Source organism: Mesorhizobium sp. M0751 (assembly GCF_040320265.1).
Classification (GTDB): domain Bacteria; phylum Pseudomonadota; class Alphaproteobacteria; order Rhizobiales; family Rhizobiaceae; genus Mesorhizobium.
In genome coordinates this window covers 1-19,424 of record NZ_JAMYPH010000013.1, presented here as the reverse complement: position 1 = coordinate 19,424, position 19,424 = coordinate 1, and the positions used below count along the sequence as shown (strand labels likewise).

The window sequence follows — 19,424 nt, the reverse complement described above, 5'->3', positions numbered from 1 at the left end:
CTAGATGGATCCTTACGCGCTGAAGACACTCAACGCCGAACGCCGCGCACGCCGCGCGGCAATCCTGGTCACCGATCTCGGCGACGGCCGCGACCGTGTCGTGCGCGAGGGCGACCGGGTAGCCGGCGAACTCGGGGCGGCCGTCGCCAAGGCATTTCGCACGGGCAGTTCCGGTTCGGTCGAAGCTGAGGGGCGGACGTTCTTCCTCAACGTACATCTGCCGCAGCCGCGCCTGGTGGTGATCGGCGCCGTCCACATCAGCCAGGCGCTGGCACCGATGGCCAGGATCGCCGGCTATCCTGTCGAGATCATCGATCCGCGCACGGCCTTTGCCACGCCCGATCGTTTTCCCGATGTCGCGCTGCATGCCGAATGGCCGGAGGATGTGCTGACGCGTCAGCCGCTCGATAGCTATACGGCGCTGGCTGCTCTCACCCACGATCCGAAGATCGACGATTTCGCGCTGAAGGCGGCGCTCGACGCCGGCTGCTTCTATGTCGGGGCGCTCGGCAGCCGCAAGACCCACGCCAAACGTGTGGAACGCCTGCTGGCTTCGGGAGCAACCGCCGACCAGATCGCCCGCATTCATGCCCCGATCGGCCTCGACATCGGGGCTGCCAGCCCGGCCGAGATCGCCGTCGCGGTGTTGGCGCAAGCGATCCACGTCTTTCGCTCGCGCGGCCTCGAATCCAAAGGCGCGGTCGCGTGAAATTTGGTCCCGTTGCGATCGATACGGCCGAAGAGGCAGTGCTGGCGCACGCCACCACGGCCGGAGGGCACCGCTTCCGCAAGGCGCACAGGCTAAGCGCCGGGGATGTGTCCCTGTTGAAGGCCGCTGGCATTTCCGAGGTCGTCGCGGCGGTGTTGGCGCCCGATGATCTCAGCGAGGACGTCGCCGCCGAGAAGATCGCCGCATCCATGATCCATCGCAACATCGAGGCGAAGCCCGCCGCGACCGGCAGGGTCAACCTCCACGCGCAGGCTGCTGGCATGTTCACCGTCGACGCGGTGATGATCGACGCTATCAATGCCGTCGATCCGACGATCACCATCGCCACGCTCGCGCAGCATGCGCCGGTCGAAAAAGGTCAGATGGTAGCAACGGTGAAGATCATCCCATTTGCGGTCGCCTCCGCTTTGGTCGATGCCGTGGCAAGGATCTGCGCCGGCGGTGAGATATTTGCTGTCAACGCCTATCAGCCGGTGCGCGTCGGCGTCATCCAGACGGTGCTGCCCGGCATCAAACCCAGCATGCTCGACAAGACGCTGCGCGTCACCGAAGCACGCCTGGCGCGTTCGGGCGGCAGGCTGACGGCGGAGCGTCGAACGCCGCATGAAATTACCCCCGTCGCCGAGGCTGCGGCCTCGCTGATACGCGACAACGATATGGTGGTTATCTTCGGCGCCTCGGCGATGGCCGATTTCGGCGACGTCGTTCCCGCTGCGATCGAAAAGGCGGGCGGCACTGTCATCCGCGCCGGCATGCCGGTCGATCCCGGCAATCTGTTGGTGCTCGGCACTCTAGGCGGCAAGCGCATCATCGGTGCGCCGGGCTGCGCCCGCAGTCCCAAGGAGAACGGCTTCGACTGGGTGCTCGACCGGCTGATTGCCGGCCTCGACGTGACCGCCAGGGATATTGCCGGCATGGGCGTCGGCGGGCTGTTGATGGAAATTCCGACGCGGCCGCAGCCGCGCGAGCCATTGCCGGCCAAAGCCGAACCAAAGGTCGAGATCGTGCTTCTGGCCGCCGGCCGCTCCAGCCGCATGGGCGGGCCGAACAAGCTCTTGGCGCTCTTCGACGGCAAGCCGCTGGTCCGTCGCACTGCCGAACGCGCGGTCGGTTCGAAAGCCGCGGCCACCATAGTCGTCACTGGCCACCAGCGCGAGCGCGTGCGCGATGCACTGTCTGGCCTCGATGTGACCTTCGCCGACAATCCGGATTTCGCCGAGGGTCTGTCTTCGTCGCTGAAGGCCGGCATCGCCAAGATTTCCGGCGACGCCGCCGGCGCCATGATTGTCCTCGGCGATATGCCCGGCGTCGCCTCGGCCGACTTCGACAGGCTGATCGAGGCGTTCCGCAGGTCCGAAGGCCGATCGGTGGTGCGGGCCTCGCACGATGGGCGGCGCGGCAATCCCGTGCTGCTGCCGCGTCCGCTGTTTGCCGCGATCGCTCACCTCGAAGGCGATACCGGGGCCCGCCATCTGGTCGAGGCCGAAGGGCTCGACGTCATCGATGTCGAGATCGGCGAAGGGGCAGCCGTCGATGTCGACACGCGCGAGGCGCTGGAAAGCGCCGGCGGCGTGCTGCAGGATTGACAAACCGAAGCCGAAAAACGCATGGCTGAGGGATGGCCTTTCGTTTCTGCTTCCGGTTCCGCTTGCCTCCCTCTGGCCTCCCGGCCCTGCTGATGGCGATTCTTTTGTCGCTCTCTTGTGCCGCCCACGCCAACGCTCTCGAACTCAAACCCTTCAAGGACGATCTGTTCGCCTATCCGGTCACACTCTCGTCCGAGAGCAACGGCGCCTACACGGTTGTCGATTATCGTGAGCTGCGCGACATCAACGCTCGTGACGAAGTGCCTGAGCGTCGTGTGCATGCGCAATACACCGAAACCGGCGTGCGCAAGGTGCAGCAGGATCTCTTGCTGAAGACCGACGCCGGCGATGTCCGCCACATTGCCGTCGGCAAGACCGGGGGCGCCAGCATCATCGTGCTTTATCTGCACGGGCAGGGCGGCAGCCGTAAGCAGGGCACCGACGACTTCACCTTCGGCGGCAATTTCAACCGCATCAAGAACCTGATGGCCGGCAATGGCGGCCTCTATCTGTCGCCGGATTTTTCCGATTTCGGCGACGCCGGTGCCACCCAGGTCGCCGCGCTGATCGACCACTATGCCGAACAATCGCCGAGCGCAAAAATCTTCGTCGCCTGCGGCTCGATGGGCGGCTCATTATGCTGGAAGCTGGCCGCCCGCAATGACACCGGCGGGCGCATCGACGGGCTGCTGCTGCTCGGCTCGCTATGGGATGAGAGTTTCTTCTCAAGCCCCGCATTCAAGCGTCGTGTCCCGGTCTTCTTCGGCCAAGGCAGCAAGGACCCGGTGTTTCCAATCGAGAAACAGGAAGCCTTCTTCCGATCGATTCTGGCCAAGTCGAAAACCTATCCGACCCGCTTCGTCCGCTTCGAGACCGGCACGCACGGCACGCCGATCCGCATGACCGACTGGCGCGGCACGCTCAACTGGATGTTGTCGAAGGCTCCTTAAGGCGCGGTATTGTAGTCGACGACCGTCTGCGGATTTTCCTCGCCGTCATAAGACGCGTCGACATCGTACTGGACCAGGGAAAAATCGCCGTTGCGAAACAGATAGGTCCCCGATGAAGAGGCATCGCCGATGCCACGCCACTTGTTGAAGGTAGTGATCGTCTTGGTCTCTTCGTCGTAATCGGAATTGGTTGCCCAGCCGGAGGTCTGGAAGCCAACTATGGTCATGCCCAGCAATTTGCCGTCGCTGTCATTGTTCTCGTAGCGGATGTCCATTTCAGGTTCGGCAAACTGCAATTGTCTCACGCCAAGCACGTCGTCGCTCATGTAATAGATCGAGTTTTCGTTGTAGGCCGCGGCCGAGCAGGCGAAATGGATAAGCCGCGTTTCGCTTTCGGGATCGCTGGCAGCCGCATCCTTGCCCTTATAGTGGATCGAGAAAATCTCCGGCTCCTGCGCCAAAAGATCCTTGTCGCACTGGTCGCCATAAGTCGCGGCAAACGCCTTGTTGGCCTGCTCAAGCGCCGCGTCCTTCTTCGGCGGCGGCGGTCCATCGCCGCAGCTTGCCGGCACGGCATCCTCGAAATCGGCCTTTGAGGGTTTCAGCGCACCCTTGTCGATGAAGATCGAGCGAAATGGCGGTTCCTGGATCGAGGCGTTGATCTGGCGCAGCGTATAGCAGCCGGCAAAGACATTTTCGCTGCCGTCCTTGGCCGTCGCCAGGATGGCGACCGGAACGCTGTAGTAGATGCTGCCGGCAGCCCCGTCTTCGGATACGCCACCGGTTTTGACTTCGACCGTGTCCGTGCCGTCATAGCCTTTGACGAAGGAATTGAAATCCTTGGCCGGCTTGGTGTCGCCGAAATAGTCCCAGGCGCGCGCGAATTCGTGCCGGCTGATGGCACTATAAAGTGACCGGATGACCGCGTCGGCATTCGACCTGTCGTCGATATAAGGCGCGTCTGCGGCGAGCGCCGATTGGCCGGCAACGGCAAGCGAGATAAAAGCGGTCGCTGCAAAAAGGGCGCGTCTCATCGGGAACCTCCACTCGATGAAAAATTCTATCATATCGATTGCGGCGACGTGGTGACGCTTGAACAATCGCCTGCGAAAGCGCTACCTCTCGCCGTCGGCAGTCGGGCCGCGTGGAGATTTCTTGTGACCATATCAATGTATGAAGCATCCGTGCCGGTATTTTCGGCGAGGCTGAAGGCACTGGCCAATGTGCTGAACATTGCCGAGCAAAATGCGGCTGATCGCAAGATCGATCCGCAGGTGTATCTGACGGCGAGGCTGGCGCCGGATATGTTTGCGCTGACCAGGCAGGTACAGATTGCCACCGATCACGCCAAGGGCGCGCCGTCGCGGCTTGCCGGGCGTGAGGTGCCAAAATACGAGGACAATGAGGCGAGCTTCGCTGATCTGCAGGCCCGCCTCACCAAGACACTGGCTTATCTCGCGACATTTTCGGCGGCCGAACTCGATGGTTCAGATGACAGGATGATCGAACTGAGGCTTGCGGGACGCGAGGTTTCGATGCCGGGAATGCAGTATCTGCTGCATGCCGCCATGCCCAATTTCTACTTCCACCTGACCACCGCCTACGACATCCTGCGCCACAACGGCGTGCCATTGGGCAAGTCGATCTTCCTCGGATTGCGTTGAGATCCGCTCGTGAGATATCCCGCTGCGGCGGGAAATCTCACGGCGCGCTGTTAGCGTAGGGACATTTCCCGGGCGATGCGCGGGAAATCGGCCGGCTTGACGCCGATGTCGGCGCGATCGGCATTGCTCATCGAATGGAGCAGCGCCAGTGCCGCACGATAGCGCAGCTGTTCCCCCGGACGCGGGCGGGCGAACATTTCAGTGAAGAATCCCATGATTTAAGCCCCTTTATTGAACCTCCACGGCCATCAGTATAGGCAGATCATGACAATTGTGCAGTGCAGCATTCGCATGGCAGCCATGCTGCCTGATCTTTTTTGACTTAATTCGGCTGTTCCGGCGAAACTTCTGCGGTGCTTCGACCGTAGGCCTCAGTGCCGGCACTTGGCCGGTTGTTCCTCGCCATTCCTGGCGAACTTCCGGACTGCATTCACATGCAGTCCGGCTTTTTATTGGCCGCAGGGATAAACCCCGTCCGCTGGCATCCTGGGAAAGTCGCCTGGCCTGCCGTCCGTGGGCTTGGAAGCGGGCGGCGCTTTCCTGTATGCTATTGCTTCCTCCTCGCGCAGCCGCGAAAAAAATCCCGCCGGAGAAACTCCATGCACAAACGCCGTCTCGGCCAGACCGATCTTTTCGTGTCGCAAATCTGCCTCGGATCGATGACCTGGGGCCAGCAGAACACCGAGGCGGACGGTCACGCCCAGCTGGATCTGGCGTTTGCGCGCGGCGTCAATTTCATCGACACCGCGGAACTCTATCCGATCCCGCCCAAGGCGGAGACACAAGGCCGTACCGAGACAATCATCGGCAATTGGATGAAGGAGAAGCGCAATCGCGGCCAGGTGATCATCGCCTCGAAGGTGGTTGGTCGCACCGCCAACACCTGGTTTCGCGGCGACCGCCCGTCTAAGCTGGTGCGCGCCGATATCGTCGACGCTGTTGATAAGTCACTCGCCAGGCTCAACACCGATTACATCGACCTCTATCAGATCCATTGGCCGGAACGCGACGTGCCGTGGGGCGCCAATCCGAACCGCATCGGCGCCGTGCCGCGACGCTCCGATACCGCCGGCGTGCCGGAGGGTGAGACGCCGATCGCCGAGACGCTTGCCGTATTCGATGAACTGGTGAAGGCCGGCAAGATCCGCCATTTCGGCCTGTCGAATGAGAATTCCTGGGGCGTCATGCGTTTCATTGCCGAAGCCGACAAGGGCCTCGGCCCGCGCGTCGCCTCGCTGCAGAACGCCTATAATTTCGTCAACCGCACCTTCGAGGTGAACCTTGCCGAAGTCTGCGAGCGCGAGCAGGTGTCGCTGCTTGCCTATTCGCCGCTGGCGCAAGGCTATTTGACCGGCAAATACGATCATGGCGCGCGGCCGCAGGGCTCGCGCTCGCAATTGTTCAACCGCGGCCAGCGCTACGAGACGCCGAATGCTGCCGAAGTGCAGCTCGAATACAACCGGTTGGCGCGCACCTTCGGCATGGAGCCGGCGCTGTTTGCCAATGCCTATGTCTCGAACCGGCCCTTGGTCACCTCGAACATCATCGGTGCCACCACCATTTCGCAACTCGAAATGGCGCTCTCTTCCGCCGACGTGGTCTGGACCGAGGGCATGCAGAAAGCCGTCGATGCGATCCACCAGCGCGTCGGCAATCCGTGCCCGTGAGGCGTCGAGACGTGATCGTCCGATAATCATAAGGGGAGGGGAACAGCCATGGACTTCCGGATCGACGCAGTGCGGGCGAAATTTCCGGCCTTGTCGCTGACCGACAAGGGCCGCAGGCGCATTTATCTCGACAATCCTGCCGGCACGCAGGTGCCGCAGGCGGTGGCGGACGCGGTGTCACGCTGCCTGCTGACCACCAATGCCAACCTCGGCGGCTTCTTCGAGACCACCATTGCGGCACAGGACATCGTGGACGAGGCCCATCTGGCGATGGCGGATTTCCTTGGCGCGGCAAGTCCGCGGGAAATCATCATCGGTGCCAACATGACGACGTTGACCTACCACATGTCGCGAACGCTCGGCCGTACGATGAAATCCGGCGACGAGATCATCCTCACCCGGATGGACCATGAGGGCAACATCTCGCCCTGGCTGCAACTGGCTGAAGACCTTGGCCTTGTCGTGCGCTGGCTGCCTTTCGACCAGCAGAGCTGGCAGGTCGAGGAGGCAGCACTCGCCGCGCTGCTTTCCGAGAGGACGCGGCTCGTCGCGCTCAACTACGCCAGCAATCTCACCGGGTCGATCAACCGGGTGAAGGCTTTGACCGGCATCGCCAGGCAGGCTGGTGCGCTGGTCTACGTCGATGCCGTCCAGTTCGCGCCGCATGGCCTGATCGACGTCCAAAACCTCGGCTCCGATTTCCTGATCTGCTCGGCTTACAAGTTCTTCGGCCCGCATATGGGAATCTTGTGGGGCAGACTGGACGTCATCGATGCGCTGAAGCCGTATAAATGCCGTTGCTCGTCCAATGCCTTGCCGGAGCGCTTCGAGCTCGGCACGCCGCAAATCGAACTGATGGCCGGCCTGTCGGCGGCTGTCGATTATTTTGCCGAGTTGGGCGCGACGGCTGGCGTGCAAGGGTCGCGTCGGCGGAAAATCGCCAAGGCTTTCGAAGTTTCAATCGCTTACGAGAACCCGCTGGCGCAACAGCTGATCGACGGTCTGTCGGATATTGCCGGCCTGACCATCCACGGCATCACCGATCCGAAGCGGATCAATGAGCGTGTGCCGACGGTGTCGTTCACCGTCGAAGGCATCGTGCCGGAGACGATCGTGCGGCAGATGAATGCCGAAAACATCTTCCTGTGGTCCGGCCACAACTACGCCTGGGAGATCGTCCACCAGCTCGGCATTCCGGCCGAGCAGGGCGTGGTGCGCATCGGCATCGCTCATTACAACACTTCAGCCGAGATCGACGAGACGCTGGAAAGCGTGCACCGCGTTGTCGCCATGCTGAGGCAGGAACGATCCTGAGCGGGCCTCGTGCGGATCATCGCTTGTGGGCGCCGCCAAAACCGGTGAGGAAGGCGGTGAGATTGTCGCCGAGCTCGTCGCAGAGATAGCCGCCTTCCTGGACTATGACCGTCGGCAGGCCGAGACCGGCGATCGCCTCGCCAATGCGCGAAAAACCAGGCGTGCTCACCGACAGTCCGCCGAACGGATCGCCTTCGAAGGCATCTACCCCCAGCGCCACCACAAGCGCATCGGGCGAGAAGGCGTCGATGCGCTGGAACGCTGCCGCCAGTGCTTCGAGGAACGCAGCATCGCCGGATTTGCGCGGCAGCGGCAGGTTGAGATTGTAGCCGAGACCGGCGCCTTCGCCGCGCTCGTCGGCATGGCCCCAGAAAAACGGATAGAACCGCACCGGGTCGGCATGCAGCGACACGGTGAGCACGTCCGGCCGGGCATAGAAGATGCCTTGCGTGCCGTTGCCGTGGTGCAGGTCGACATCGAGGATCGCCACCCGCGCCGCCTGCTTGCGCAGAACCTGTGCGGCGACCGCCGAATTGTTGATGAAGCAGAAGCCGCCGGCGACATCGGCAAAGGCGTGATGGCCAGGCGGCCGGCACAGCGCATAGGCGGCCGGCGCTCCCGACATCACCGCCTCGGCGGTTTCAACCGCGCTCCAGGCGCTCCAAAGCGCGCTCTGCCACGTCTCGCCGGAGATCGGGCAGGCGGTGTCGGCCATGTGGTAGCCGGCCTGGCCGACCGCCGAGGCCGGATAGGAGCCGTTCCGCGCGATCGGATGGATGTTGGGGATGACCTCGGCCGAGGCGCCCTCGATGCGCTGCCAGCGCGCGAAGATATGCTGGAGGAAATCGAGATATTCCGGCGTATGCACCGCCGCAATCGGGCCGAGCCCGTGATCCCGCGGCCGTTCGATCGTGCAGCCGGCAGCCTTTGCGCCGGCTAACAATCGCTCGACCCGTTCCGGCTTTTCCGGATTGGGCTGCGGCGCGCCGCTTGAGAGGAACGCCTTCGGGTCATGGCGCTTCTGTTCTTCGGCATAGAAGGCTTTCATGTTGGCTCCTCCGGTGCATCGGCAAAGGCGAAAAAGGCCTCGCCGACGATCTTCTGCACCTGCTCGTAGCTCGACCAGGCAATGCCCAACCGTTCGTAAAAAGCCTTGGCGGTCTCGTTGTCGGTGTCGACGGACAGCCTGAGATAGACGCCGCCTGCCTTCCGGCACTGCGCCGCCACCCGGCGCAGCAGGCGCTCGCCGATCCTGCGGCCGCGAAAATGGTCCTCGACATAGAGGTCCTGCACATAGACGCCGGGCCGTCCCATCCATGTCGAGAAGATCGGAAAATACAGGCAAAGCCCGGCAAATTCGCCACCGACTTCGGCGATCAAGGTCGAGAAGGCAGGCTTTTCGCCAAAGCCATAGGTGCGGAGATCCTGAGCTGTCGAGGTGATCTCCTGATGTGCGCCGATATGCGCGCCGAGCCGTAGGAGTGCGGCGTGGATGGTTTCGACGTCCTCGACGGTGCCGGGCCGGATGACAATGTCGTTGGTGGCTGTATTGGTCACGGCCGCACCTCAGAACGCCACGCGGTCGCCGCCCTTGAGCGCCAACATCTGCCGTGCCTCGGCCGGCGTTGCGACGTCCAGCGACAATCCGTCGAGCACGCTGCGGATGCGGCGCACCTGGTCGGCATTGGACTTGGCGAGCTGGCGCCCGTCGTAGAGGCTGTCCTCCAGCCCGACGCGGACGTTGCCGCCCATTGCCGCCGCAATCGAGATCATCGGCATCTGGTGACGTCCGGCGGCCAACACCGAAAACTGGTAGCTGTCGCCGAACAATTTGTCGGCGATGCGCTTCATGTGGATCAGGTTTTCGGGGTCGGCGCCGATGCCGCCGAGGATGCCCAAAACAAACTGGATGAACATCGGTCCCGACACCAGCCCGCGATCGCGGAAATGCGCAAGCGAATAGAGATGGCCGACATCGTAGCACTCGAATTCGAAGCGCGTGCCGCAACCACGCCCAAGCTTCTCGAGCACCGTCTCCATGTCGGCAAAGGTGTTCTTGAAGATCGTATCGCGGGTGGCCTCAAGCAGCTTCGGTTCCCATTCGTGCTGCCATTCGCGCGGGCGGTCGAGCATCGGGAACAGCGCGAAATTCATCGAGCCCATATTGAGCGAGCACATTTCCGGCTCGGACCTGAGCGGCGCGGCCAGCCGCTGGTCGAGCGTCATTAGCGACGATCCGCCGGTGGTGATGTTGATCACCGCATCGGTCGCCTGCTTGATGCGCGGCAGGAACTGCATGAACACTTCGGGATCGGCGGTCGGCCGCCCGTCCTTAGGGTCGCGGGCGTGAAGATGCAGGATCGAAGCACCGGCTTCTGCGGCGGCGATTGCGTCTGCGGCGATCTGGTCCGGCGTCACTGGCAGATGCGGCGACATCGATGGTGTGTGCACCGACCCGGTGACGGCGCAGGTGATAATGACTTTTCGCGGCGCCATGGTTCGCCCCTCAGCCTTCGACCGGCAGGTCGAGCTCGCCGGCCAGCACGTCGAGAGAGTCGCCGATGATGGATACGATCTCGCCGATCTGTGCGGCGGTGACGATCATCGGCGGCGCGACCATGAAATTGTCGCCGTCGACACCGCCCTTGACCTTGCGTCCGTAGATGATCAGGCCGCGCTCATAGGCGAGGTCGAGCAGCCGCTGGGTGGCCTTCTTTGCCGGCTCGATCGGCCTCAGAGTGTCGGGATCCGCGACCATTTCGGCACCAGTGAGCAGGCCCTTGCCGCGGACGTCGGCGATGAATGGAAACCGTTTAGCCAATCCCTTCAGTTCGTCCATCAAAAGGTCGCCCATGACAGCCGCGTTGGCGATCAGGCCAAGGCGGTCCATTTCGCCGAGTACGGCGAGCCCGGCGGCGCAGGCGAGCGGGTTGCCGGCATAGGTATGGCCGTGCTGAAAGCCGCCCGATGCGAGCAAAGGCTGCACCAGCCGCATCGGTGCAGCAAGTGCGCCCAGCGGCGCGTAGCCCGAGCCCAGCCCTTTCGACAGCGCGACGATGTCGGGCTTGCAGTTCCAGTGATCGCCGCCAAGGAATTTTCCGGTGCGGCCGGCACCGCTCATCACTTCGTCATGGATGAGCAGGATGCCGTAGCGATCGCAGATCTCGCGGATGCGCGGATAATAGCTGTCCGGCGCCACCAGTGCTGCCGTGGCAGCGCCGCCGACCGGCTCCATGATGAAGGCGAGCACGCTCTGCGGTCCCTCGGCGAGGATCTTTTCCTCCAGCATGTCGGCGTAGCGGATGCCGCGCTGTTCCATGGAAAGATTGTCGCGGTCGCGCCAGGCGATGGGCGCCGGCACCGTCGGCATGACCTGCATCATCGGCATAAAATTTTCGGCCAGCGCATCGTCGCCGGTGACGGCGAGCGCACCCAGCGTGCCGCCATGATAGGAGGGAAAACGCGTGATCACCTTCCAGCGGCTGGCCTGGCCGGTGGCAACCGCCCATTGCCGCGCCAGCTTGATGCAGGATTCCGTCGCTTCCGAGCCGCCGGAGACGAAAAAGATGCGGTCCAGACCGTCGGGGAGCTTGGCGGACAGTTGCCGCGCGAGCTCCTCTGCCGGCTCGTTCTCGAAGTGCAGGCGGTAGGCGAAGGTGGCGCGGTCCATCTGCCGTTTCATCGCGTCGAGCACGTTGCGGTTGGAATGGCCGATATTGGCGACCATCGGGCCGCTCGATCCATCGATGAAGCGGCGGCCGTCCTGCGTCCACATGTAGATGCCTTCAGCGCGGTCGATCAACGGCCGACGCAGGCTGGACAGATAAAACAGCTGCGAGGCTTCGCGGTCTTCGGGGGCAGGGGACTTCAGCATGTCATGACTTTCCGAGATAGCGGTCGAGGACATTTCTGGTAACACGCTCGACCATCGGGTCCTGCCTTAGCAGGCCGGCGACCCATTCGCAGCTTCCGGCGTGAAACACCTCGCCCTTGCCGCGCGGGAAATTGACGATCATGCCGTTGCCGCGTTTGACCTTGTCGAGATTGGCGTCGCTTGCCTCGCCGAACAGCGTTTCGGCGGTGAAGCGACCGTCCTCGTCGCCAAGGAACTGGTCCTCGAACGGAATGTCGGCGCTTTCCTCGACCTGGGCAGCCATGCCGACCGCGAGCACCTGCAGGCCGTCCGGTGCGCCGCTGTCGGGCGTGGGGTAGGGCAGGCCGCCGCGGATCTCGAAATCGAGCCCATCGACCTCGTAGCCATAGACATGGCTGTCGGCGCCGAGCAGGTCGCCATAGTAGATGCCGGTACCGGCAAAGGCCCAATGCTCCGGCCGGTAGACCGGAAAGCCGCGCACGCCGCGCGGTGCGCAGCCGCCCCAGCCGGCATAGACGCCTCGTGTTGCGTTGAGGCCGAAGGTCGCCGCGCCCGGCCGGCCGATTTCCGGCGCTTCCCAGGAATTGGTGGCGCGCCTTATATCGCCGCCGCGATAGGCCGGGTCCTCGGCGCGAGCGCGGTATTTGTAGCAGACCTGCCGGCGGCCTTCGTCCTCCAGCCTGGTCTGCCACATGAAATTGCCGGCAAAGCGCGCCGCATGGCCGCCGCGCTCGACATAGGCGTCGACCGCATCGCGCATTTCCCAGGTCCAGTATTCGTCGTGGCCGACGAAGACGACGCAGTCATAGCCGTCGAGGATGTCGGGCGAAAAATGCAGATCGTGCTGGCTGGCGAGATCGACGGCGTAGCCGGCACGCTCGGCGAAGCGGAAGAAATGGCTGTCGTAGCTTGCCCAGCCGGACGAGGCGTATTTCTTGGAATGGCCGGTGGCAAAGGCCCATTCCATATGCGGATAGCGCGGCACGGATTTTGGCGGCATGGCGACTTCGAGCGGCACGCGCGGCGCGTCCCTGGGCAGCACGACGAAGCCGCGACACCACGGCCGCTGCGTCGACACCGCTCGTGCATACTGGTCGCGGCCTGGCCCGGTAATGCCCTCGTAGTGGTTGGAACCGCCCCATGTATTGTAGGCGAGCCAGGTGCCGGTGGCCGCGACCTGCAGCACACGGCCAGGCTTTTTGCCGGGCTGCGGCGCGACGATGAAAAGATGATGGCAGCGAATTGGCTTGCCGTCGCGACCGTCCGCGTCAAGCGTGACGCGATAGGCGCCGGACGGCCAGTCGTCGCCTATGCGAAATTCGAACGACGCTTGCCAGCCGCAGCCCTCGACCGAACATTGGTCCGGCGTATCCTGCCAGCGCGCCGCGATTCCGGTCCTTTCGAACATTGTCGTTTCCGCGCCGCAGTCGCGGATGATCGCGATGCCGAAACTGATGGCCGTCGAACTGACATGCAGCGCCACCATCTCGCCGGGGCGATAGGAAAAACGGTGGCTGTAGCACCAGATTTCGCCGCGCCCGCCATCCATACCGGGCCATTCCCAGTAATGGCTGCGCACCGCCTGGCGTCGCTGCTCCGGCGTCAGTCCGAAATCGGGAAACTCGGTCCGCAGATGATTCATGGACACCGCTAAGGTCGAAGGCCGCCATTTCGGCTATCCGCCGGCCAAGCGTCAATTGGAAACGATCGGGCCAGCCCTTGCCGGGCTGCTCACTTGGCCTTGCCTGACAAACAGACTATCTCACAGAGGGCGGCGTTGTCCGCCACGGGAGCCGATATGCTGAGAGTGCAAAAGGTCAGGGTCGACGACATCTACGTGCCGACCGCGCGCAAGAAGACGCTGCATCCCGAAACCGTCCGCCATCTGGCGGAGGACATTCTGGAAAACGGCATGAAGATGCCGATCCAGGTGCGCCATGACGGCAAGCGCCATATCCTGGTCGAAGGCCTGCATCGGCTGGAAGCGGCCAAGTGGCTCGGCGAGACCGAGATCGACGCCTATCTGGTGCAAGCCAAGCGCCACTGAAGCCACTCAGTTCTCTGTTCGAATCTCCGGTCCCGCGGATTTCTTCGCGGACCGTGTCGGCTCGCGTCTTGTCGGTTCGTCCTAGGCACGGAAGCCAAAACCGACATGTGAGGAAACACTATGACCACCAAGCTCGACATCGCCCCCAACTCCGACCGCGAGTTGGTTCTCGCCCGCATCATCGATGCGCCGCGCGAGAACGTCTATCGCTGCTGGACCGAGCCAAAGCTGTTGACGCAATGGTTCTCGCCGAAGCCGTGGACGACGCCGCGCGCCGAAATGGATGTGCGGACCGGTGGCTCCACCCTTGTCGTCATGGCCGATCCCGATGGCAACGAGTTTGCGAACCCCGGCGTCTTCCTCGAAGTCGTGCCGGGCAGGAAGCTCGTGTTCACCGATGCCTATACAAAGGCGTGGGAGCCTTCCGCCAAACCGTTCATGACCGGCATTGTGACACTCGAGGACGAGGACGAGGGCGAGGGCAAGACCCGCTACATCGCCCGGGTTGCGCATTGGTCGGTCGCCGACCGCGAACAGCACGAGAAAATGGGTTTTCACGAGGGCTGGGGCCAGTGCGCAGAACAGCTCGAGGAGGTCGCAAAGCGACTTTGATGCAAACGGGAGAGGGAGACTGATATGTCCAGATCGATATTTTTCGCCATTTTCGCCTCGGCCGCCGCGCTCTTTGCCGCGCCGGGCACCATCAACGCTGAGGAGGCCAAGCCCGCCATGACGACCGCAACCGCAACACTGCCGACGCCGGCAAAATCCGGCCTGCTGCCGATCAACGGCCTGAACTATTACTACGCCGTCTATGGCAAGGGCGAGCCGCTGCTTCTGCTGCATGGCGGTCTCGGCACGACCGACATGTTCGCGCCGATCCTGCCAAAACTTACCGAAAACCGCACCGTCATCGGGGTCGACCTGCAGGGCCATGGCCGCACGGCGCTCGGCGACCGGCCGCTCAGCCTAGAGGCGATGGGCGACGACATGGCGGCAATCGTCAAGGCGCTCGGCTACGACAAGATCGACGTCATGGGTTATTCGCTGGGTGGCGGCGTCGCGTTCCGCATGGCCGTGCAGCATCCCGAAACGGTGCGCCGGCTGGTGCTGGTCTCGACCGGCTACGCCGCGGACGGCTTCTATGCCGAGATGCGTGGCCAGCAGGCACAGGTCGGCGCGGCGATGGCCGACATGATGAAGGACACGCCGATGTATAAATCCTACGTCGCGGTTGCGCCGCATCCGCAGGATTTTCCGAAACTGCTCGACCAGCTCGGCGCCTATATGCGCAAGGACTACGACTATTCGGCCGACGTGCCGAAGCTGACAATGCCGGTGATGCTGGTGTTCGGCGACAGCGACATGTACCGGCCCGAGCACGAGATCAAGTTCTATCAGATGCTTGGCGGCGGGTTGAAGGACGCCGGCTGGATGCGCGAGAACCTGTCGCAAAACCGCCTGGCGATCCTGCCGAACCGCACCCATTACGATGTGTTCTTCGCGCCGGAACTGACAGCTGCCGCCCTGCCGTTCCTCAATGGCGAGACCAAGGTCAAGACCTGGGATGAGGTCGTCAACGAAACGAACTGACGCCCAGTCAATTGTCTGCCGGCCGTCTCCCGCGAGATGGCCGGCATTTCGCCCATCGGCCGGATCACAGCTTTAGATGGCGCCATCAAAGCTTTTCAATTGACGGTGCCACCTATCGATAGGTATCGCCTATCCTCCAGGGAAGGGACACGGGCGATGGCAATATATCAGGGTGGATGTTTGTGCGGTGCGGTGCGCTACCGCGCCGAGGCGGCACCGATCAATGAGCGCGTCTGCCATTGCCGGCTCTGCCAGAAAGCGCTGGGTGCCGCCTTCAACGCGCGCGTGCTGTTCCGCATCGACGATGTGACGGTCGACGGACCGCTGGCGACGGTGAATTCCTCGCCCGATCTCAAGCGCGGCTTTTGTCCCCGCTGCGGCACGACGATGTTTTCCCGGCGCGATTCCGCCGGCATCATCGGCGTCACCACCGGTTCGCTCGATGATCCCTCGGTGTTCAGGCCTGAGATGCATATCTGGACCGCCTCGAAGCAGCCCTGGGTGCAGATCGACGACGGCCTGCCGCAATTTGAAGGCGCGCCACCTCCGGCTTGAGGTGAAATCTGGACAAAATTTAATCCGAAGCGACACGAGATAGCCGGCAAAGCGTCATTGGCGGGCCATCATTGCTGCCTATCTATTGCGTGCGGGCGGCAGTCGAGGAGGCGACGGAATGAACGACAGCATCAACACCCTGGACGAACTCTTGAGCGATCCGATGATCAAGCTGGTGATGGAGCGCGACCGCGTGCAGCCGGCGGAACTTCGCACGCTGCTTGAGGAAAAGGTCCGCCGGGCCGACGATGATGTGGCGGTCAACGATCGTTTTGTACCGCCGGCCCACCTGATGGCCACGACCTGCCACAAGCTGTGGCTGTGCGGCTAGGGTCTTGAAGCGGTCAGCCGGAATTTGCCGGCAAATAGCTGTAATGGCTGCGGAAATAAGCGAGCTTGAAGCCGAGGCGCGCATAGTTGCGATACGCCGGCCCGTTTCGTTCGGCGTGCGGCGCCTCGATGTCGGCCACGAACAGTTTTGCACCGGCCGCAAGTCCGTCGCGCACCATCGCTTCGCCGAGCATTGCATCGAGGTCGAAGCTCGGCGCCATGATGCCGGGAACCGGCGCGTCGATGCCGCTCCAGGCCATGCCGTCGGCACCGATGAACATCGAGCGCACCGCCGCCACCGCGCCGTCCCGCCGCAGCACGTAATGATGCCAGCCGCGCCGGCCGGCCAGCGCGAGCAACCACGGTGAGGTCGGCAACCGATATTGGCTGTCGATGAACCCAGCCCATTCCCTTGCCGTTGCCGGCGTCACCCGCTCGACCGAGACAGTCTCCGTCGGGAAAAGCGGCTCCGCTGGCAATGGCGTGGCGTCGCGAAAGATGCGTTCCCAGCCGCCCTGACGCTGCAGGCCGCGCGCCTCGAGCCAGCAACGGAGCGTCGCCGGCTCGGTATGTGGATTGGTGTAGAACCAGGGCCTCAGAATGCCGGCGTCGCGATAATGCGTCAGAAGCGCGTCGAGCCGGCTCTCGCTGGCCGCGCTCTCGACGCCGAAATTCTTGACACAGTTGAAGTGGATGAACGGGATCGTCGTGCAGGTGGTCCAGACGAGACCGCCATCTTCGGCGATGGCCAAGCCTTGCCTTGCGGCAAAGTCTGCCGGGGCGGCGCGATAGAGATCGAGCCAGGCATCGACCTCGGCGCGTTCGATAACGCGGCTGAGATCGCCAGATATCTCGTCGATCCCGATGGCGGGCGAGTGTGGCTCCGGCGGGGCTACGGACTGCAATTCTGACAGGGCGGCGGGCTGCATGACTTCCTCCCAAGTATGGCCTTACACTGTAAGATTAGTGAATACTAATCTCATGCCGTGAGTTGTCAAGCGGCATTGCGAGGCAGCGACGTGGCCGAACGTTTGGGGATAGCGCACCTCCGTCCGGGGCAGCGTCCCGATGCAAAGCCCTAACAATTCGATTCAAACTTTGTTGGTAGTTTCTTGTTAGGAATCCAGCTTGGTTTGTCCGGCGGCGTTGTCCTGCCTTCGGTCTGTTGTGTTTTGCGTACAGGTCCAGATGCGGATATCAGGCGTCGTCATCTTTTCGATCGCAGCGCTGTGCCTTGCCGGCTGCACGTCGACCTCCGGCGTCGATGCGCTGCAAGTGCCGTCCAGCGAGACCACCAGCTCGGTTGTGCGGCCGCCAGCGCCGATTGCATCGCCGGCGATTGCCGACGCCGCGCCAGCCTTCGCCGACCAGGAGCAGGACGAACAGCCGGTCGCGATGGACGTTCCCGATCAGGACGTCGAACCGCCCGCCGAGGTGATCGCGCTGATATCGCCGCCGAAGCGGCTGACACGCGCAGCACCGGCGATGCTTGCCGAGCCGGTCACGCGCTATGGTTTTCGCGATGCCAAGCCGATCAATTTCGGCAAGGCCTCCTCGCCAAGGCGCCTCGCCGTCCACGGCGTCGACGTTTCGCGCTGGCAGGGCAATGTGAACTGGCAAAAGCTGCGCGCCCAGGGCGCCAATTTCGCCTACATCAAGGCGACCGACGGCGGCGATCATCTCGACCCGATGTTTACCAGGAACTGGCGCAATGCCGACGCCGCCGGCCTGAAGCGCGGCGCCTATCATTTCTTCTACTGGTGCCGCACCGCCGGCGAGCAGGCCGACTGGTTCATCCGCAACGTGCCGAGGGTCGAGGGCGCGCTGCCGCCGGTGATCGACGTCGAGTGGAACGGCGAATCCAGCTGCAAGCGCCGCCCGTCGCGGCAAAAGGTGCTGGAGAAGATGCAGGTGTTCATGGACAAGCTCGAGCGCCACTACGGCCAGCGGCCGATCATCTACACCGCGCCCGACTTCTACCGCGACAATCTCAGGGGCGCCTTCCCGGATTATCCATTCTGGCTGCGCGCCGTGGCCGCGCACCCGTCAAAAGTCTATCCCGACCGCAAATGGCTGTTCTGGCAATATTCAGGCTCCGGCCTGTCGCACGGGGTAAGGGGGCGCATCGACCTCAACGTGTTCCACGGCGATGAGAAGGCTTGGCGGGCGTGGGCTGACGGCCGGCAGATGGTAGCGGAGGCGGAGTAGCGGCAGCTCTTGCCTTCTCCCTTGTGGGAGAAGGTTGATCGGCGCGCAGCGCCGAGACGGTTGAGGGGTGTTGGACGGAGTGCCGCCGTGCCAAGCTGGAGCACCCCTCATCCGACCTCGCTTCGCGAGGCCACCTTCTCCCACAAGGGGAGAAGGGATAGCGCTCGGTTTTCCACACTTGGTTTCGAATTCCTTGGACGTCATGCCCAGATTGGATACCGTCGTCCCATGCCGCACCAGCCCGTCGCGCCGACCAAACGTCGTTTCGCCCGCTCTATGCGACGCGAGCCGACCGCCGCGGAAGACCGCCTGTGGCATGAGCTGCGCGGACGCAAGCTCGACAGCATCAAATTCCGGCGTCAGGTCCCGGTCGGCCGGTTCATCGCCGATTTCGTTTGCGCCGAGGGCAGGCTGATTGTCGAAATCGACGGCAGCCAGCATGCGGATTCTGACTATGACCGGGAGCGGGATAGCGAATTGAAGGCGAGGGGCTTTCGTGTGCTGCGCTTCTGGAACGACGACGTGCTGCGGGATCTGAACGCCGTCTGCGATACCATCATCGCCTACGTACGGGACGAGAGTTTGCGGCCTTGGCGGTAGCGCGACACTTCCCTTCTCCCCGCTGGAGGCCTTTGCACAGAATCTGATTGGTGATTCTGTAGTGTTGGTCGCTACGGGAGATTCGCGGATGGTTGATCGTGTGCTTGGTCAATTGAGCTTGGCGGTCGGCCTGGCCTCGTCGGACGAGACAATCTTCGATCTTGTTGCAAAGGAGATCGACTGGGGTCCGATCGACGCGCTTTTGGGCGCACGCAGCGGAGCCGGGCCGGGCACGGCCAGCTATCCGGCGCCAGTGCTGATGCGCTGCCTTTTGTTGGGCGTATGGCATGGGCTGAGCGATCCGGC

At 63.1% G+C, this 19,424-nt stretch carries 22 protein-coding genes; 14 read left to right on the top strand and 8 right to left on the bottom strand.

What is annotated here, in order from left to right:
• Positions 1–4: 4 nt before the first annotated feature.
• The 3 genes from NKI19_RS19960 (at position 5) to NKI19_RS19950 (ending at position 3,266) form a co-directional block, all read left to right on the top strand.
• A complete protein-coding gene (locus tag NKI19_RS19960; protein ID WP_352492440.1) occupies positions 5–709 on the top strand; it encodes an XdhC family protein in 705 nt (234 codons plus the stop codon).
• Complete coding sequence (locus NKI19_RS19955) at positions 706–2,316, top strand: NTP transferase domain-containing protein (RefSeq protein ID WP_352566987.1); 1,611 nt, start codon at positions 706–708, stop codon at positions 2,314–2,316. The genes NKI19_RS19960 and NKI19_RS19955 overlap by 4 nt, the downstream gene beginning before the upstream one ends.
• Positions 2,317–2,408: 92 nt before the next feature.
• Entirely contained in the window at positions 2,409–3,266 is an 858-nt protein-coding gene (locus tag NKI19_RS19950) for an alpha/beta hydrolase (protein WP_352492438.1), read from the top strand.
• On the opposite strand, the gene NKI19_RS19945 is transcribed toward NKI19_RS19950, so the two are convergent.
• On the bottom strand, positions 3,263–4,300 hold the full coding sequence (locus tag NKI19_RS19945) for a DUF1176 domain-containing protein (RefSeq protein WP_352492437.1): 1,038 nt from the start codon (positions 4,298–4,300) through the stop codon (positions 3,263–3,265). The genes NKI19_RS19950 and NKI19_RS19945 overlap by 4 nt on opposite strands.
• Positions 4,301–4,423: 123 nt before the next feature.
• On the opposite strand from NKI19_RS19945, the gene NKI19_RS19940 reads away from it, so the two are divergent.
• Positions 4,424–4,930, top strand: coding sequence for a DUF1993 domain-containing protein (locus NKI19_RS19940; RefSeq protein ID WP_352492487.1), 507 nt, complete (start codon positions 4,424–4,426; stop codon positions 4,928–4,930).
• Between the two features lie 50 nt (positions 4,931–4,980).
• Here NKI19_RS19940 and NKI19_RS19935 read toward each other — a convergent pair whose 3' ends face one another.
• Complete coding sequence (locus tag NKI19_RS19935; RefSeq protein WP_352492436.1) at positions 4,981–5,145, bottom strand: hypothetical protein; 165 nt, start codon at positions 5,143–5,145, stop codon at positions 4,981–4,983.
• 384 nt (positions 5,146–5,529) lie between these two features.
• Here NKI19_RS19935 and NKI19_RS19930 point away from each other — a divergent pair, with 384 nt between their 5' ends.
• Positions 5,530–6,597 (top strand): aldo/keto reductase, encoded by a 1,068-nt coding sequence (locus NKI19_RS19930; protein WP_352492435.1) that lies wholly within the window; start codon positions 5,530–5,532, stop codon positions 6,595–6,597.
• A 48-nt stretch (positions 6,598–6,645) separates the two neighbouring features.
• Complete coding sequence (locus NKI19_RS19925) at positions 6,646–7,911, top strand: cysteine desulfurase-like protein (protein ID WP_352566989.1); 1,266 nt, start codon at positions 6,646–6,648, stop codon at positions 7,909–7,911.
• A 16-nt stretch (positions 7,912–7,927) separates the two neighbouring features.
• Here the strand turns inward: NKI19_RS19925 and NKI19_RS19920 are convergent, their stop codons facing one another.
• Genes NKI19_RS19920 through NKI19_RS19900 form a run of 5 tightly spaced genes read right to left on the bottom strand, consistent with a single transcriptional unit; the run spans position 7,928 to position 13,427 of the window.
• On the bottom strand, positions 7,928–8,959 hold the full coding sequence (locus NKI19_RS19920) for a histone deacetylase family protein (protein ID WP_352492433.1): 1,032 nt from the start codon (positions 8,957–8,959) through the stop codon (positions 7,928–7,930).
• Positions 8,956–9,468: a GNAT family N-acetyltransferase gene (locus NKI19_RS19915; RefSeq protein ID WP_352492432.1), complete on the bottom strand. Its 513-nt coding sequence runs from the start codon at positions 9,466–9,468 to the stop codon at positions 8,956–8,958. Before NKI19_RS19915 ends, NKI19_RS19920 begins: the two co-directional genes overlap by 4 nt.
• Positions 9,469–9,477: 9 nt before the next feature.
• Positions 9,478–10,407: a 3,5-dioxohexanoate:acetyl-CoA acetone transferase gene (gene kce, locus NKI19_RS19910; protein WP_352566991.1), complete on the bottom strand. Its 930-nt coding sequence runs from the start codon at positions 10,405–10,407 to the stop codon at positions 9,478–9,480.
• Between the two features lie 10 nt (positions 10,408–10,417).
• The gene (locus NKI19_RS19905) at positions 10,418–11,785 is read right to left on the bottom strand and encodes an aminotransferase family protein (protein ID WP_352492430.1); all 1,368 of its coding nucleotides are present in this window, start codon (positions 11,783–11,785) and stop codon (positions 10,418–10,420) included.
• Between the two features lies 1 nt (position 11,786).
• A complete protein-coding gene (locus NKI19_RS19900) occupies positions 11,787–13,427 on the bottom strand; it encodes a N,N-dimethylformamidase beta subunit family domain-containing protein (protein ID WP_352492429.1) in 1,641 nt (546 codons plus the stop codon).
• A 156-nt stretch (positions 13,428–13,583) separates the two neighbouring features.
• Between NKI19_RS19900 and NKI19_RS19895 the strand changes: the two genes are divergently transcribed.
• From NKI19_RS19895 to NKI19_RS19875, 5 genes are all read left to right on the top strand, one after another.
• On the top strand, positions 13,584–13,832 hold the full coding sequence (locus tag NKI19_RS19895; RefSeq protein ID WP_352492428.1) for a ParB N-terminal domain-containing protein: 249 nt from the start codon (positions 13,584–13,586) through the stop codon (positions 13,830–13,832).
• A gap of 120 nt (positions 13,833–13,952) precedes the next feature.
• A complete protein-coding gene (locus tag NKI19_RS19890; protein ID WP_352492427.1) occupies positions 13,953–14,444 on the top strand; it encodes an SRPBCC family protein in 492 nt (163 codons plus the stop codon).
• A gap of 24 nt (positions 14,445–14,468) precedes the next feature.
• Positions 14,469–15,425, top strand: a complete 957-nt coding sequence (locus NKI19_RS19885; RefSeq protein ID WP_352492426.1) for an alpha/beta fold hydrolase — start codon at positions 14,469–14,471, stop codon at positions 15,423–15,425.
• A gap of 156 nt (positions 15,426–15,581) precedes the next feature.
• Positions 15,582–15,980 (top strand): GFA family protein, encoded by a 399-nt coding sequence (locus tag NKI19_RS19880; protein ID WP_352492425.1) that lies wholly within the window; start codon positions 15,582–15,584, stop codon positions 15,978–15,980.
• A 118-nt stretch (positions 15,981–16,098) separates the two neighbouring features.
• Positions 16,099–16,311 (top strand): hypothetical protein, encoded by a 213-nt coding sequence (locus NKI19_RS19875; RefSeq protein ID WP_023717422.1) that lies wholly within the window; start codon positions 16,099–16,101, stop codon positions 16,309–16,311.
• Positions 16,312–16,324: 13 nt separating this feature from the next.
• Here NKI19_RS19875 and NKI19_RS19870 read toward each other — a convergent pair whose 3' ends face one another.
• A complete protein-coding gene (locus tag NKI19_RS19870; protein WP_352492424.1) occupies positions 16,325–17,239 on the bottom strand; it encodes a hypothetical protein in 915 nt (304 codons plus the stop codon).
• 259 nt (positions 17,240–17,498) lie between these two features.
• Between NKI19_RS19870 and NKI19_RS19865 the strand changes: the two genes are divergently transcribed.
• The 3 genes from NKI19_RS19865 to NKI19_RS19855 all read left to right on the top strand — a co-directional run.
• Positions 17,499–18,518 carry a glycoside hydrolase family 25 protein gene (locus tag NKI19_RS19865; RefSeq protein ID WP_352492423.1) on the top strand — a complete coding sequence of 340 codons (1,020 nt, stop codon included), beginning with the start codon at positions 17,499–17,501 and terminating at the stop codon, positions 18,516–18,518.
• A gap of 228 nt (positions 18,519–18,746) precedes the next feature.
• Positions 18,747–19,118 carry an endonuclease domain-containing protein gene (locus tag NKI19_RS19860; RefSeq protein WP_352492486.1) on the top strand — a complete coding sequence of 124 codons (372 nt, stop codon included), beginning with the start codon at positions 18,747–18,749 and terminating at the stop codon, positions 19,116–19,118.
• An 88-nt stretch (positions 19,119–19,206) separates the two neighbouring features.
• Positions 19,207–19,424 (top strand): transposase (locus NKI19_RS19855; RefSeq protein ID WP_502899315.1); only part of this gene is annotated, 218 nt, incomplete at its 3' end.